This window comes from Actinomadura rugatobispora (assembly GCF_042656285.1).
Classification (GTDB): domain Bacteria; phylum Actinomycetota; class Actinomycetes; order Streptosporangiales; family Streptosporangiaceae; genus Spirillospora; species Spirillospora rugatobispora.
In genome coordinates this window covers 1-14,966 of sequence record NZ_JBHSON010000162.1, presented here as the reverse complement: position 1 = coordinate 14,966, position 14,966 = coordinate 1, and the positions used below count along the sequence as shown (strand labels likewise).

The 14,966-nt window shown below is 70.6% G+C and carries 15 protein-coding genes; 8 read left to right on the top strand and 7 right to left on the bottom strand.

Going from position 1 to position 14,966, the window contains the following annotated elements:
• Positions 1-792 precede the first annotated feature (792 nt).
• Entirely contained in the window at positions 793-1,578 is a 786-nt protein-coding gene (locus ACFPZN_RS53875; protein ID WP_378292786.1) for a collagen-like domain-containing protein, read from the top strand.
• An 81-nt stretch (positions 1,579-1,659) separates the two neighbouring features.
• Here the strand turns inward: ACFPZN_RS53875 and ACFPZN_RS53870 are convergent, their stop codons facing one another.
• The 3 genes from ACFPZN_RS53870 to ACFPZN_RS53860 all read right to left on the bottom strand — a co-directional run bounded on the left by ACFPZN_RS53870 (position 1,660) and on the right by ACFPZN_RS53860 (position 3,921).
• The gene (locus ACFPZN_RS53870; protein ID WP_378292784.1) at positions 1,660-2,619 is read right to left on the bottom strand and encodes a hypothetical protein; all 960 of its coding nucleotides are present in this window, start codon (positions 2,617-2,619) and stop codon (positions 1,660-1,662) included.
• Between the two features lie 104 nt (positions 2,620-2,723).
• Positions 2,724-3,017 (bottom strand): hypothetical protein, encoded by a 294-nt coding sequence (locus tag ACFPZN_RS53865; RefSeq protein WP_378292782.1) that lies wholly within the window; start codon positions 3,015-3,017, stop codon positions 2,724-2,726.
• 16 nt (positions 3,018-3,033) lie between these two features.
• Positions 3,034-3,921 carry a sigma-70 family RNA polymerase sigma factor gene (locus ACFPZN_RS53860; protein WP_378292780.1) on the bottom strand — a complete coding sequence of 296 codons (888 nt, stop codon included), beginning with the start codon at positions 3,919-3,921 and terminating at the stop codon, positions 3,034-3,036.
• A 102-nt stretch (positions 3,922-4,023) separates the two neighbouring features.
• Between ACFPZN_RS53860 and ACFPZN_RS53855 the strand changes: the two genes are divergently transcribed.
• From ACFPZN_RS53855 to ACFPZN_RS53845, 3 genes are all read left to right on the top strand, one after another.
• Positions 4,024-4,785, top strand: a complete 762-nt coding sequence (locus tag ACFPZN_RS53855) for an SDR family oxidoreductase (protein ID WP_378292778.1) — start codon at positions 4,024-4,026, stop codon at positions 4,783-4,785.
• 86 nt (positions 4,786-4,871) lie between these two features.
• Positions 4,872-5,414 (top strand): GNAT family N-acetyltransferase, encoded by a 543-nt coding sequence (locus ACFPZN_RS53850; RefSeq protein WP_378292776.1) that lies wholly within the window; start codon positions 4,872-4,874, stop codon positions 5,412-5,414.
• Positions 5,415-5,492: 78 nt separating this feature from the next.
• On the top strand, positions 5,493-6,728 hold the full coding sequence (locus tag ACFPZN_RS53845) for an FxsB family cyclophane-forming radical SAM/SPASM peptide maturase (RefSeq protein ID WP_378292774.1): 1,236 nt from the start codon (positions 5,493-5,495) through the stop codon (positions 6,726-6,728).
• On the opposite strand, the gene fxsT is transcribed toward ACFPZN_RS53845, so the two are convergent.
• Positions 6,725-9,256, bottom strand: coding sequence for an FxSxx-COOH system tetratricopeptide repeat protein (fxsT, locus tag ACFPZN_RS53840; RefSeq protein ID WP_378292772.1), 2,532 nt, complete (start codon positions 9,254-9,256; stop codon positions 6,725-6,727). The two genes, ACFPZN_RS53845 and fxsT, sit on opposite strands and share 4 nt — an antisense overlap.
• A gap of 319 nt (positions 9,257-9,575) precedes the next feature.
• On the opposite strand from fxsT, the gene ACFPZN_RS53835 reads away from it, so the two are divergent.
• From ACFPZN_RS53835 to ACFPZN_RS53825, 3 genes are all read left to right on the top strand, one after another.
• Positions 9,576-9,770: a hypothetical protein gene (locus ACFPZN_RS53835; RefSeq protein WP_378292770.1), complete on the top strand. Its 195-nt coding sequence runs from the start codon at positions 9,576-9,578 to the stop codon at positions 9,768-9,770.
• A gap of 255 nt (positions 9,771-10,025) precedes the next feature.
• Positions 10,026-10,280: an effector-associated domain 2-containing protein gene (locus ACFPZN_RS53830; RefSeq protein WP_378292768.1), complete on the top strand. Its 255-nt coding sequence runs from the start codon at positions 10,026-10,028 to the stop codon at positions 10,278-10,280.
• A 274-nt stretch (positions 10,281-10,554) separates the two neighbouring features.
• The gene (locus ACFPZN_RS53825) at positions 10,555-12,342 is read left to right on the top strand and encodes a BCCT family transporter (protein WP_378292766.1); all 1,788 of its coding nucleotides are present in this window, start codon (positions 10,555-10,557) and stop codon (positions 12,340-12,342) included.
• A gap of 15 nt (positions 12,343-12,357) precedes the next feature.
• On the opposite strand, the gene ACFPZN_RS53820 is transcribed toward ACFPZN_RS53825, so the two are convergent.
• The gene (locus tag ACFPZN_RS53820; protein WP_378292764.1) at positions 12,358-12,735 is read right to left on the bottom strand and encodes a cupin domain-containing protein; all 378 of its coding nucleotides are present in this window, start codon (positions 12,733-12,735) and stop codon (positions 12,358-12,360) included.
• Between the two features lie 41 nt (positions 12,736-12,776).
• Positions 12,777-14,003 (bottom strand): hypothetical protein, encoded by a 1,227-nt coding sequence (locus ACFPZN_RS53815; RefSeq protein WP_378292762.1) that lies wholly within the window; start codon positions 14,001-14,003, stop codon positions 12,777-12,779.
• A 267-nt stretch (positions 14,004-14,270) separates the two neighbouring features.
• On the opposite strand from ACFPZN_RS53815, the gene ACFPZN_RS53810 reads away from it, so the two are divergent.
• Positions 14,271-14,678: an ATP-binding protein gene (locus ACFPZN_RS53810; RefSeq protein ID WP_378292760.1), complete on the top strand. Its 408-nt coding sequence runs from the start codon at positions 14,271-14,273 to the stop codon at positions 14,676-14,678.
• 86 nt (positions 14,679-14,764) lie between these two features.
• On the opposite strand, the gene ACFPZN_RS53805 is transcribed toward ACFPZN_RS53810, so the two are convergent.
• On the bottom strand, positions 14,765-14,966 hold a 202-nt coding region (locus ACFPZN_RS53805; protein WP_378292758.1), incomplete at its 5' end, for a hypothetical protein.

Here is a 14,966-nt window from a genome sequence, read left to right as displayed (position 1 = left end):
CTGTGGCCAGCGGCCACCGCCCGGTTTTCGTTTGTCCTCACAAACAACGATGATCACGCGGTGGCCGTCCTGCTTCCAAACGCCCTTAACCAGCAAGATCGCGATCTACAGCTGGAGTACTAGGGGTCGGGTGGCTTCGTGGATGCTTCGTTGCTGAGGTCTCGCCGTTTCCAGCCTGGGTGCGGCTCGATGCGCAGGCTGCCTGCGATTCAGGTCATTGGCCGGGGTGCGGATTCCGGGCTCGTGAAGGCGACGACCGAGGTCAATGGCTCTCGAGGCGCCGGCGCTGCGCTGACCGGTATGCCCGTGATCGTATGAGCAGCGGCGATTGAGGGAGACTGGCAAGGCGATACGGGGTTGCTGGTTGTGATGGCTTATGCGAGTTGTGAGTGATTCGCTGATTCGTGTGCGGGTTCGGCGCGCGGAGTGCCATCTGTAGGTGACTTTGCTGAAGTCGCTCTGCCGCAGCGGTCCGGCTTTGGGTGTTGGTAAAGACCTGATGGTGATCCGTGTGTCGCCTTCTGGTGGGCCGTCACGCCCCTGCGACCGGCGGAACTCGGTCCAGATTGTCGGGTCGCGCTGGGTGAATGAGCTTCCTCGGGTAAGAGGCATGCCGTCGTGCCGTGGGGTGATCATCACTGGCCTTTACCCGGCCGATGTCAGAACAAGAGAGTGCGGCGGGGTGGGGGCCAGCCTGGAACGCCTTTACTCACTCTCTGTAATTGCCTGAATACGGTGAGGGTACGTGACGTGCGAAAACACGGGCTCGGTGCCCTTACTTCAGGAGGAAGCATGAAGATTCCGACTCCGCTGCGCATGGCTGCACTGACCGGTGCCAGCATGGTCGCGGCCGCCGGCTTCGCCGCGTTCGGTCCCGCCACCATGTCGAGCGCGGCGCAAACCAACGCCGCCCAGGCAGCGACTTCCCCCACGTGCTCGTTCGCGCAGGACTGCGACGGCGAGCACGGGGAGCACGGTTATCACGGCCAGTTCCTCGGTCATCTCCATGGTCTTCACAGCCAGGCATTCGAGGAGTTCTTCGGTCAGCACGGCAAGGGCCCCGAGGGCGACAAGGGCCACGAGGGCGACAAGGGCCACGAGGGCGACAAGGCTCCCCAGGGCGACAAGGCTCCCCAGGGCGACAAGGCCCACCAGGGCGACAAGGCCCACCAGGGCGACAAGGCTCCCCAGGGCGACAAGGCTCCCCAGGGCGACAAGGGCCGCGACGGCGACAAGGGCCTCCAGGGCGACAAGGGCCAGCAGGTCGTCCACGAGGGTCAGCAGGGCGGCGACAAGGCCCAGGGCGAGAAGGGTCTCCAGGGCGGCGACAAGAGCCAGGGCGAGAAGGGCCTCCAGGGCGGCCACAAGGGGCAGCAGGGGGGCCACGAGGGCCTCCAGGGCGGCCACAAGGGGCAGCAGGGGGGCCACGAGGGCCTTCAGAGCGGCCACGAGGGCGAGAAGGGGCACCACGCGGGGCTCAAGGGCCACGAGGGCGCCAACAAGGGCCAGGAGGGCTACGACGGGAGCTACGGCGACCAGGACGAGAACTACGAGAGCTACGAGGACGGCGACATCTAGGGATCGCAGTGTGGGCATCCGCCGTCTCACCAGGTTCGGGTGGGGCGGCGGATTCCCGCTTTTCGGGCGGGTGACCGGTGCCTACCAGTGCTCTCCCCAGGGGTCCGGGGGCTCGTACATTTCCTGTCTGCGTTCGTCGGCTCGGCGGGCCAGGCGGTGTTGCGGCAGGTGGTCCTGGATCTGCCACCATTCCAATCTGAAGAAGCGCCGATCCTCCCCGGCCACGATGAGCGGCCCATGGTCATGGGTGTGGAAGTAGGTGTAGAACCCGCCGCTGCGGGCGAGCACCGTTTCCGGGGGCGGATCGGCGGGAGCGTATCTTCCGCCGTCGAGGACGTAGACCCGGTGGGCGTCGGCTGCGGTGATGTCCCGGTCCGGGGTGAGGACGAGCGGCCATTGATCGGGGTTGTCGGAGTCGGCGACGTCGTCCGGTAGCGGCGGGGGCTCGTCCGCCAGGGCCTGCACCGTCCATTCGTTGAGGAAGGTCGCCCGGCAGATCTCGTCCAGGGGGAGTCCCAGGCGGACGGAGGCCAGGGCCAGGTTCTCCGTTTCGGGACGGTCACCGCGCTCGCGCTCCGCTGCTCTGGCGGCTTCACCGGCCAGCCGGAGCCAATGGAGCGGGGTCTCGGGTGCAGGGTCCCGCAGATGTTCCGGGCAGCGGCTTCCGGGGCCCGCGGGGGCGATGTTCGGGCAGAAGGCGTGCCCGCACATCTCGACGACGCGTTGCGTACCGAGGTCCGGGACGAACACCGTGCACGCGCGGAAGGGGCGCAGGGGGTCGCGGCCGACGGCGGTGAAGGAGCGGATCCGGTCGCCGTGGTCGCCGCGTTCGACCTGGAACGTCCTCACCTCCCATGCGCTGAGAACGTGGGACGCCATGGCGATCGCCAGGGCCGGGAACGGCCGGAACGGCCGCGTTGCCGCTTCGTCCAGGGTCGGGATCTCCGCGATGGGCCGCCGGGTGTCGTGGTCGTTCAGGTGCCGGATGGCCGTCGCGAGCAGTTCGGCGGCGTCGACGACCGTGCTGTCGATGTCGGTCATGGTCCTCCGTGGGCGTTCGCCTGCACTTTGCGGGTCTGCAGTGCCTCCTTCGCTGAGGCCAGGCAAACGGCTGCTTGCCGGAGAGTGCCGTCCGCGGATGTCGCCTAGGGCAGAGGGCGGCCGTTCAGCCCGACCAGCCGCATCTCGCCCTCGGCGAGTTCGACCAGCTCGTAGAACCCGGACCGGGAGCCGAGCTCGTTGACGGCGTAGGCGGTCTGCCCGGCGAGCGGGCCGTCCAGGCGGAGCGCCGTGCGGAAATCGACCCTCGGCCCGTGGGAGATCGCGTCGAGTTCGTCGTGCCGGAGGAGTTCCTCGTCGACCAGCTCGGTGGCGTCATCGGGCAGGAGCAGCGGGTGGCGGCCGTCGGCGCCGACCGGCCCTCCGATGCGTTCGGCCATGATCCATGATCTCAGATCAGGCCGGGAGCGGGGTCAGGTCGAGGCGGTCGAGGCGGGACGGCTCGGCGATGACGTCGATCTCGGTGATCCGGTCGCCGTCGAACGTGAAGGCGAGGACCAGGGACAGCCGGCCGCCCGGGGCCATGGCCAGCCCGGCCGAACCGTTGATGAGCGCCGTCCCGGTGAAGCGCGCCCGGCCCGTGGCGGCCATCGCGCCCTCGGCGACGCTGCCGGCGCCGCGCACCACGATGGGACGGGGCGTCGGGACGACGGCCGCGTCCGCGCGGAGCACCACGTCCGGGTGCAGCAGCGTGACCAGCGCCTGGAAGTCGCCGCCGCGGGTGGCGGCCAGGAACGCCTCGACGACGCGGCGCTGGCGGGTCAGGTCGGCGCCGGGAGCCGGAGTGCCGCCCTTGACGCGGCGGCGGGCGCGGCTCGCGAGCTGCCTCGCCGCGGCCGGGGACCGCTCGATCATCGGGCCGATCTGGTCGAAGGGCACGGCGAACATGTCGTGCAGCACGAAGGCGAGCCGTTCGGCCGGTGCCAGCGTGTCCAGGACGACCAGCAGCGCGACCCCGACCGAGTCGGCCAGCAGCGCCTCCCGCTCGGGGTCGGCGCCGGCGTCGCGGGCGGCGGGGGCCTGGTCCGGTGCGAGCGACTCGATGGGCTCCTCGCGGCGTGAACGGCGCGCGCGCAGCATGTTCAGGCACACCCGCGCCACCACCGTGGTCAGCCAGCCGCCGAGGTTGGCGACGTCGGAGGTGTCGGCGCGGCTGGCGCGCAGCCAGGCCTCCTGCAGGGCGTCCTCGGCCTCGCTGAGCGAGCCGAGCATCCGGTAGGCGACGGCTCGCAGATGGGTCCTGTCCGCCTCGAAACGCTCGGTCAGCGATGCGTTCTCGTCCATCTGTCACATTCCTCGCGGGCGGCGTTTCAGAGAGGCGGGACCCCGGAACCGGTGGTCCGGCCGGGCGGGAGCCCGGTCCGAGAGCGAGCTCTGGAGAAGGCCATGACATCATCCGTCCTGATCACCGGCGGCACCGGCACCCTGGGACGCCACGTCACGCCGCTGCTGCTGGACGCGGGGTGCAAGGTGCGGGTGCTCAGCCGCCGCGGCGGGGACCCGTCGGACGGCGTCGAGCACGTGACCGGCGACCTGCTCGCGGGGGAGGGGATCGAGGCCGCGGTGGACGGGGCCGAGACCGTCCTGCACCTGGCGGGCGGCCCCAAGGGCGACGACGCGGCGACCCGCAACCTCGCGCGGGCCGTGTCGCGGGCCGGTGCGCGGCACCTGGTGCACATCTCGGTCATCGGGGCCGACCGGATGCCGCTGGGCTGGTTCCGGACGCAGCTGGGCGCGGAGGAGGCCGTGACCGGCTCCGGCGTCCCGTGGACGATGCTGCGGGCGGCCCAGTTCCACGACCTGGTGCTGGGGGTGGTGCGGAAGATGGCGGCGCTGCCGGCCGTCCCGGCGCCGGGCGGGCTACGGTTCCAGCCGGTCGACGCGCGGGACGTGGCGTCCCGGCTCGCGGAACTGACGCTCGGCGAGCCGGCCGGCCTGGTGGACGATCTGGCCGGGCCGGCGGTGTACGGGATGGCCGATCTCGTCCGCGAGTACCTGCGGGTGCGCGGGAAGCGGCGGGCGATGGTGCCGGTCCGGATCCCGGGGAAGGTCGGACGCGCGTACCGGGCCGGCGACAACCTGACCCTCGAAGGGGCCGACCTCGGCGGGCGGACGTGGGAGGACTTCCTGGCCGAGCGGCTGGGCTGATCCGAGCGTGCGCGCCTGGAGAGGGCTCCGTTGGACCGCGCCCGGTCCGGCGGTTTTCGGTTCGCGTACCGGGCGATACTGGGCGCATGGAGCACGGGCGGCCGGTGGACGACGCCGGGGACGGCGGTCGGGTGGTGCTGCGGCGTACCTCGGCCGATGACAGGGACGAGTTCATCGGCCTGGCGAGGGCCAGCGGGGACCTGCACCATCCCTGGGTGTGGGTGCCCACCACGGAGCAGGGGTTCGAGGAGTACCTGGCCCGGTTCGACCAGGTCGCGGCCGTGGGGTTCGTCGTCTGCCTGCGGAAGACCGGGGCGATCGCGGGGTTCGTCAGCATCAGCCGGATCGAGCGCGGCTCGTACGAGAAGGGCGTGCTGGGGTACGGGGCCTTCACGCCGCACGAGGGGCGCGGCTATATGACGGAGGGCGTCGCGCTGGCGGTCCGGCACGGGTTCGAGCGGCTGGGGCTGCACCGGCTGGAGGCCGACATCCAGCCGGGGAACACGGCGTCGCTGAGCCTGGCGGCCAAGGTCGGCCTGCGCCGGGAGGGATTCTCGCCGAAACTGATTAGGATCGAGGGGGTGTGGCGGGACCATGAGCGCTGGGCCATCGTCGACGATCGGAGCTAGCGCACGTGGCCTCGTACGTGGGCGGACGAGGAGTCTGGTGCGCGGCGCCGCGCTCGAATCTCACTGAGGAGGGCGAACGTGGCCTTCGACGTTGAGTTGCCTACCCACCGCCCGCGGCCCGAGTGGCCCGACACTCTCGATGTGAGGGCCCTCCTTGAGGAGGGCTGGCGGCCGACGCCGTTCCGCGAGTTCGTGCTCAAGATTCACAGCCGCTGCAACCTGGCCTGTGACTACTGCTACATGTACGAGATGGCGGACCAGGGGTGGCGACGCCAACCACGGCGGATGAGCCGTCCCATCGTCGACCAGGTGGCGCGCAGGATCGCCGAGCACGCCAGGTCGAACCTCCTGCCCAAGGTCGACGTGATCTTGCACGGCGGTGAGCCGCTGCTGGCCGGGGTCGAGCACGTGCGCTACACGGCGAGCACCCTGCGCCGGGCCATGCCCGAGATCGACGTCGGCCTGCATGTGCAGACGAACGGTGTGCTCATCGATGCCGAGTTCCTCGAGCTCTTCGATGAACTGGACATCATGGTCGGGGTCAGCATGGACGGCGACGAGGAAGGCCATGACCTCCATCGGCGCCGCGCCAACGGGCGGGGCAGTTTCCAGGCGGTGCGCGCCGGCGTCGAGGCGTTGCGGGCGCCTCGGTACAAGCGGCTGTTCGGTGGACTGCTGGGCACGATCGACCTGAAGAACGATCCGGTACGGACCTATGAGGCCTTGCTCGACTTCGAGCCGCCCGCCGTGGATTTCCTGTTGCCGCACGGGAACTGGGACTCGCCGCCTCCGGGGCGTCCCCCGGACGACACCACGCCGTACGGCGACTGGCTCATCAGCGTGTTCGACCGCTGGTACGGCGCGAAGGCCAGGGAGACCCGCCTCCGGCTGTTCGATGACATCATGCGCCTGCTGCTGGGCGGGCATCCCACCGCCGAGGCGGTCGGGCTGGCGCCGATCGCGCTGGTCGTGGTGGAGGCCAACGGTCAGATCGAGCAGGTGGACTCGCTCAAGTCGACGTTCGAGGGGGCTGCGGTCACGCCGCTGCACGTCTCGCGCGACCCGTTCGACGCGGCCCTGATGCTGCCGCCGATCGTCGCCCGCCAGATCGGGCAACGGGCCCTCGGTCCCCATTGCGCGAGTTGCCGGATCAAGCGTGTGTGCGGCGGCGGGCACTACGTGCACCGTTACCGTTCGGGAAACGGCTTCCGCGACCGCTCCATCTACTGCAATGACCTCTACCGGCTGATCACGTACATCCACGGGGTCGTGTCCGCCGACGTCGAGGCCCTGCGAGGCGCGACGACCTCCTAGATCGGGGGCGGGTCGAAGCCGACGTTGATGCGCCCGCCCTCGAGGAAGAGCGCCGCGCTGGGATGTTCGAGGCCCAGCGTCCGGTGGTACGCGGCCCTGGTCTCTTCGAAGAGACCCATGGCCTCCTCTTCCTCGCCCAGCACCTTCAGATCCGATGTCAGATTGGCGGCGCAGAGGAGGGTCATGGGGTGCTCGGCGCCCAGGACGGCGCGCAGCCGCCGGAGGGTGCCCCGCCCCAGGCGGCACGCGTTGTCGTGGTCGCCCTGCGCCGCCAGGTCACTGGCGAGGTTCGTCGCGACGGTCAGGGCATAGTGGTGGTCGCGGCCCAGCTTCGATTCCAGCCCGGCCAACGCCCGTTCGTTGAGTTCACGTGCGGAGTGCGGGTCGTCCCGGACACGGTGCATGATGGCGAGGTTCCCCATGCAGCCGTAGTTGTACGGGTGGGCGGGCCCGTAGACCTTGGGATAGCGCCGTACCGTGTCCGCGGCCAAGTCCAAGGCCTCCGAGATGTCGCCACGGGTGCGCAGGAGATTGGCCAGGCACATCGCCGCGGCGAGGGTGTCCGGGTGGTCGAGGCCGAACTGCCGGACGCATCGGACGTGAACTTCTTCGGTCAACTCGGCGGCACGATCGAGCTCGCCCAGCAGGCGCCAGGCAATGGACAGGTCCTTGCCGGTCCGGAGCGTCCGGGTGTGTTCCACCCCCAACTCCTCGACGCTGTAGGCGTAGGCGTCCTCGCCCAGGTCGCAGGCTTCCGAGTAGTCGCCGCACAGCCGGACGGCGCGAGCGAGCCCGCTCCAGATGGCGATGTGGGTCAGCTTGTCGAAGTTGTTCGCCTCCAGGGCGAGGCAGGCCTGGTAGGCGTCTTCCAGCACTTCCTTGGAGCGGACGTAGGCACTGCTGAGCCCGTAGTCCAGCGCCACGTTGTTCGCCGTTCTGATGGTCCTCAGGTCAACCTGACCGAACTTGGCCTCGTAGCGGCGCAGGAGTTCCTCGTCGCGTTCGAGCGCACGCTGGAACTCGCCGTGGGCACGGAGGTCGGCGCCCTCCCCGCGCAGGAAGCGCAGCGTCAGCTCGTCATCGGGACCAAGGGTCTTCTCGGCCGCCTTCAGGGTGTTGAGATTGAGATTGGACGAGGCTTCGTAGTCGCCGAGGTCCCGCAGGATGTTGGCCTGTTCCATGCGGAGTTCGATGACGTCCGAGTGCTCCTCACCGGAGTCGGCGATCCACTTGGTGAGGAAGCTCTCCGCATGGTCACGGGCCGACTCGAAGTCGCCCGACGCGTACAGGTACCGGACGATGTCGATGGAGAGGCGTCGGGCGTCGGGCACCTGACTGAAGCCGACCTTCGCCGGGACGATGTGGCCCAGCAGCTCGGAGTAGCGCTTCCAGCTGCCGGGCTCCCGGGGGTCGCCGGGGGCGTACCCGGCGAGCAGCAGGTGGACCTCGTCGCGCAGCCGGCCCTGCTCGTCCGGCGGCAGCTCCTCGCGCAGCAGCGCCTGGATCAGCCGGTGGACCTGGATGGTGCGGTGGGGTATGTCCAGGCGCGCCAGGGCGTACCGGCCCAGCTCGCCGATCACCCGGCTGAGCAGGATGGGGTCGCGGACCAGCCCGGCCAGGGGGTCGCCGAGTTCCACGCGCGGCTGGCTGAATGCGTCCCGGGGGATCGGCTCGGGACCGAAGAAGGCGCAGCAGCGGAGCAGGGCGATGGCCTCGGGAAGCTTGTCGTTGAGGCTGGCCACCGACAGCCCCCACGCGGCCGTCATCGGCACGGGGTATTCGCTGGGCTTGCCCTCGGCTAGCAGCTGGCTGGTGCGCTCGGCCAGCAGCCCGAGGTACTCCGACACGCTCATGCCGGTCTCGGCCTGCAGCGCGCCGGCCTGTTCGAGCGCGAGCGGGAGGTCGCCGAGCTCGTGCGCGAGCCGGTCGGCGTCCTCGTCGGTGATGGCCCGCGGCACCCGCTTCCGCAGGAACTCCAGGCTCTCCTCGCGGCGGAACACGTCCACCGCGACGGTGTCGACGACGCCCTCCCAGCGGTGGTTGCGGGAGGTGATCAGGACGTGCCCGGGGCCGTGCGGGATGATGTCGTTCAGGTCCTCGGGCTGGTCGGCGTTGTCGAAGATGAGCAGCCACCGGTCGTACGGCTCTCCCCGCCGCAGCGCCTCGAGCACGGCCTTGGCGGCGTCCTCGATGCCGCTGGCGGTGGGCGTCGGCAGCCCGAGGGACGGCGCCAGGCTCGCCAGCGAGGAGCGCACCAGCACGGGCTGGTCGGCGGGGATCCACCAGACGACGTCGTACTCCGAACGGAAGCGGTAGGCGTACTCGACGGCCATCTGGGTCTTGCCGACGCCGCCCAGGCCGTGCAGCGCGTGCGGCACGACCGCCGTGACCTGCCCCGCGATGCCGTCGTGGAGCCGGCCGAGCAACTCTTTCCGGCCGGTGAAGTTCTTGTTGCGGGGTGGGATCCTTCCCCATACCTCGGGAACACGTCCGGCCGGTCGCGTTGCTCCCGGGCGTGGGTTGGTCATCCGAGCCACCTCTGCATAGGTATCGACCAATGCACGCAATTCTCCGTACTGTCAAGCGGAGAGACAAGTCCGATGCGGCGGGCGGATCGGCCATTCCCTTTGCGTGAGCGGGTTCAGGGGATCATCTCATCCGACGAGGCTCTAATTTTGGGCTCCAATAATTTGGATTATTGATGTCCTAAACTTGCGCTACGGGCACGGGCTTCGGATGGAACAGCCCGGCGGCGTCGCCTGCCGCAGGGCGGCGCGGCCATGTCGATCGGGTGGCCGGGTATAATGATGACCAGCAGTGTCCCATGCCTGCGACCAGGGAGAGTGCATGACACAGGCGAGTTCCGATGTGCACGCCGGTCCCCAGGCGAGCCTTGAGCTCATCGACACCTCCGGCCTGTCGTTCTCTCGCCTGACCACCTCCCCTGAGTCGCCGCTCATGCGGGCCTTGTTCGAGACACTGGATCCGGCGCCGGGGTCGGGCCGACCGGGTCGTGGCTTTTCGAACGATCTGAGCGGCTGACTCCTGGTACCGACGGTCGGCTCTAGTTCGTGTTTCGGATGACTTCTGGCCGAATCGGTCTTCTCTGAAGACATTGATTGTTTTCAGGCTTGCGCAATAGCCGATTTCGTCGGCTTGTGCCGTTATCGGTCTGGTCCGTCGTCTCCCCAGGGTGTTGGCCGCTGTGCTGAAGCGCCCTGTTCGCGAAGAACTGCTCGAACTCCGGTAGAAGCGTCGGCCGGCGTCCTGCGCGCGGGCGCCGTGCTGTTCGCGTTGGTGGATCTGGCGTTGGGGATGGCGCAACTGGCGGGGGAGCGGGAGCGGGTGGTGGCGGCGCTGCCGGTGGAGATCGCCGGTGTGATCCCGCGGTCGTTCAATGCCCGGTCCGACACCTACGAGATCATCCGCACCTGCCTGGACTACCCGGGCGGCCTGCAGGCGCTGCTGGGGTTCCTTCAGGGGTTCGGGGGCGAGTCGCCGGCGTTCGGCGAGTTCAGGCGGGCGGTCGTCCGGCTCCTGTACGGGGGCTGAGCAGGGCGGATCGGGCCCCTGGACGGTGGCTCCGGCCGGTGGCTCCGGCCGGTGGCGCGGCGGGGTGCGGGCGTCACCGTGCGTACCGGCGTGTGTTGCCTGACGCTTGAACGGGCATCTAGGTTTACTTGACTGCACTGTTTTTCTTTTGGTCTGTTATGCGGGCTGGGGTGGTCGGAGCGCGGAGGTGCGCGGCGAGCCGTGGCCGGAACGGTCCATCCGCGAGGTGCGGACGGGCGTCCGGTGCAGAGAACGAGACAGAAGGACGAGGAACATGCCGGAGGAACACGTGAAACCGGACAGCAAGGGCGGTGAGGAGGTCCTGGGCACGTCGGCCGGGCTGAGGGGAGCGCTGCCGCCCCGGACCGACTGGATCGTGTTCGGCGTGACGGCGGTGCTGACCCTCGCCTTCGTGGTCTGGGGCGCCACCGCCACCGACTCGCTGGAGGAGGTGTCGACCTCCCTCCTGACCGGCACCATGCACAACCTGGGCTGGGCGTTCGTGCTGGCCGCCTCCGGATTCGTGGTGTTCGCGCTGTGGCTGGCGTTCAGCCGGTACGGGAAGATCACGCTGGGGCAGGAGGGGGAGGAGCCGGAGTTCCGGACGATCTCCTGGGTCGCGATGATGTTCAGCGCGGGCATGGGCATCGGGCTGATGTTCTACGGGGTGAACGAGCCGCTCACCCACTACGCCGACCCGCCGCCCGGCACCCACGACACCGTTCCCGCGGACAAGATCGAGACCGCGATGGCGACCACGCTGTTCCACTGGACGCTGCACCCGTGGGCGATCTACGCGGTGGTCGGCCTGGGCATCGCCTACAGCTGCTACCGCCGGGGCCGGCGGCAGACCATCAGCGCGGTGTTCACCCCGCTGATCGGCGAGAAGCACGCCAACGGCGGCACCGGCAAGGTGATCGACATCCTGGCGATCTTCGCCACGCTGTTCGGCTCCGCCGCCTCGCTGGGACTGGGCGCGCTGCAGATCAGCAGCGGCGCCAAGGCGGCCGGATGGACCGACGAGATCTCCGAGGGGATCCTGGTCCTCATCATCGTCGTGCTGACGCTGGCGTTCGTCGCCTCCGCCGTCTCCGGCATCGACAAGGGCATCCAGTGGCTGTCCAACACCAACATGGTGCTGGCGCTGATGCTGGTCGTGTTCGTCTTCGTGCTCGGCCCGACCGTCCAGATCCTGGACCTGCTGCCCACCTCGATCGGCGCGTACCTGCAGGACCTGCCGCAGATGGCGGCCCGGACCGAGGCGACCGCCGGGGACAACATCGCCGAGTGGCTGTCGAACTGGTCGGTGTTCTACTGGGCCTGGTGGATCTCCTGGACGCCGTTCGTGGGCCTGTTCATCGCCCGGATCAGCCGGGGCCGCACCATCCGGCAGTTCGTCGGCGGCGTGATCCTGGTGCCGAGCGTGGTCAGCCTGGTGTGGTTCGCGGTGTTCGGCGGCACGGCGACCCGGCTGGAGTCGCAGGGCGCCGGGCTGACCGGCGGCGACGCCACCCCGGAGGGGCAGCTGTTCGCGGTGTTGCGGGAGTACCCGATCGCGGGCGTCACCGGCCTGCTGGTGATGATCCTGGTGGGGATCTTCTTCGTGTCCGGCGCGGACGCGGCCTCGATCGTCATGGGGACGCTGTCGCAGCGCGGCACGCTGGAGCCCACCCGGGCCGTGGTGGTGATCTGGGGCGTGCTGACCGGCGCGGTCGCGGCGATCATGCTGCTGGTCGGCGGCGGCGGTGACGCGGCGCTGACCGGGCTGAAGAACCTCACGATCCTGGTGGCCGTGCCGTTCATGCTGGTGATGGTGGGGATGTGCGTGGCGCTGATGCGGGACCTGCGGCACGACCCGCTGATCCTGCGCGGCGAGCGCGGGGAGCAGGCCGTCGAGACGGCCGTCATCACCGGGCACGAGCTGTACGACGGCGACTTCGAGCTGCGTGTCGTCCCGGGCAACGGGACGAACGGCAAGGACGGCTCCGACCCCGGCCCGGAGGCGGCCGTCGACGGGGAGGGCGACGGCGGGCCGGCGCGCGAGGAACCCGTGGCGACCTGACCGGCGGCCGGGGGATCAGTCGTTCAGGAGGTCCTCCGGTACGGCGTAGCCGGGGATCGACGGCCACCGGACGGTCAGCACGACCGACTCCTCCTCGGCGTACCAGGAGTGGTCCACGCCCGGCCCCCAGACGACGTAGTCGCCCTGCTTGCCCAGCAGCACGCTCCGGCCCGGCAGCTCGACCCGGAACCGGCCGCTGATCAGCACCAGCAGGGCGGTGCGCCGCTCGCCGGTGGCCCACTGCGCGCGCCGGTCGCCGGGCCGGTGGGTGCCCCACTTGATCTCGACGTCGTCGCTGTGCCTGGGGTCGCCGGGCGGTTTGAAGTGGCCCAGCAGCCAGCCCCGGTCGCCGGGGGCGTCGACTCCGGCGTTCCCTACGTAGACGTTCACCACAGGCGGCGACGTTAGCAGCCGCCGGGCGTCCCCGGACGGGCTCAGCCGGGCCGGCAGGTGTAGCTCACGCTCGCCTGCCCGCCGGGCGAGAACGCGACGCTGCCGGTGCCGCCGCCGCGCGTGTAGCAGCGGATGGAGGGCCGCACGGTCACGGTCACCGAGGTGGACCGGCCGCTGGACAGCGTGCCGCCGCCGGAGGCGAACACGCCCGTCCCGCTGACCGAGGAGACCGACCAGCGGACGGTCCCGCCGCGCGCGGTGAGCCGGATGCTGCACCGTCCGCCGAGCCCGGCCGCGGCGACCGAGCGGCAGCCGGAGTCGCCGATCACCAGCCGGGGGCGTCCGGACGACGCGGGCCTGGTCGTGGTCCGCCGCTCGGGCTTCTTGGTCTTCTTGGGCTCCGGGGTCGCGGACGGCGCGGTCGCGGACGGCGGCGGGACGGGCGGCGCGGTGGTGCCGGGCGCGGCGGCGGCTCCCGCCGGGGGCGGTCCGTCGTCCGGCATCTGGGCGATGATGAGCAGGCCGGTCAGTACGACGGCGGCGGCGCTCCCGACCGCGATGAGCAGCAGCCTGGCGCGGTGCACGCGCGGGGAGGGCTCGTCCTTCTTCCGGTGCGCCTCCCCCGCCACAGGGGTCCCGTGGGGAGTGGCCGGTTCCGGCAAGGGCGCGGCCTGGTGGGCGTCGAGGGCGGTCGGGTCCGGCTGGGGAGTGGCGAGCGCCACCAGGGCTTGGACGGGGTCGTCGGTCGGCCCGGGATCCTGCGGGTTCGAGGTTCCTTCGAGGGCCGCGGCCGCCATGAACTCCGGGGGCATGTCCGGGGCGGGCGCCGCGAAGGCCGTCCGGCCCTCGCCGCCGTCCGGCCGCGGCGGCCCCACCAGGACCGACGACTCGGCGACGGGCAGGTTCCGCTGGACGGCCAGCGCCAGTGCCCTCTGCTCGGCCGCGCCCGCCGGCGGCGTGACCGTGGGGGCGGCCCCGGTGGACTCGTCCTCGAGACGGCCCAGGCACTCGTCCTGGACGAGGCCGTACAGCCAGGTGCGGAACCGCTCCGGGCCGGGGACGGCGTCCGGGCCGTCGCGCCCGGCGAGCAGCGCGGCCCGGACCGCCTCCACGGCCAGGTCGCGATCGCCCAGCAGGCCGTGCGCGTACTCGAACAGCTGCGGCCCGTAGACGTTGTAGACGTGCCCGACGGCGCCGGGGCGCCGCTCGCGCAGCTCCTCGGCGAGCCGCCGGTCGTCACCGTGCGGGGGATCTGGGTGTCGCGGCACCGAACCTCCAGCGAACCGTGCGTCGTCGACGGGGATGCCCTTCCGTCCGCGGACGGAAGCCAACGGATTATCGCGGAGCGCCGCGGGCCTGCACTGTCGCGCGGGAGCACGGATAATCGGCCCGCTTTGTCAGCCAGGTGAGTAGCCAGTGAGAATCATTTCCCATTCGAACCCGGCCGGGAGGGTTTCGACACATTGCCGAAGCGCTGTGTTTCCGCTCGATCACATCGGGAACTCTTGATCTATCGACGGGGAATGGAGGGTGCCATGGAGGTCGTGATCGAGATGACCTTGCCCCGGGACGCCGAGAGCGCGCCACTGGTGCGGCATACGCTCGACGCGTCCCTGCGGGGCTTGGGAGTGACCTCCGAGATTCGTGCCGACATCGCGCTGGCTCTTGGCGAGGCCTGCGCCAACGTCATCCAGCACGCCGAGTCGAGCCGTGAGTACGAGGTCCGCGCGCATATGGACGGTGTGCGCTGCGTCGTGGACGTCATCGACGGCGGCCGTTCCGGCGACATGGCGCTGTGGAAACGCGAGCGCCGCGCTCTGCCGATCGCGGAGAGCGGGAGGGGGCTCCAGCTGATGAGAGCCTTCACCGAAGACCTGAACATCACCGGTCGCGCCGACAGGAACGGCGCGATCGTTCATTTTGAGAAGTCCCTGGCCAGCTGACCCGGGCCACCGACCGGCGTGCGCACGCCCCCGGCCGGCCGGCCGGCCGGCTGGCCGGGCGGGACCGGGGGCGTGCGGCCGCGTCGTCAGCCGGTGACGGGGAGGTCGCCGTCCACCGGCGTGGGCTTGGGGGCCCTGGCGGGCTGGCCGGCGGTCGCGGCGCCCGGCGTCGTGGCGCCGCCGCCCTTGCCGTGGCCTCCGTGACCGCCGGGCGCTCCCGCGTGACCGCCGGGCGCCCCCGGGTTGGCGGGCCTCGCGGGGCCGCCCGGAGCCCCCGGGGCCGCCGGG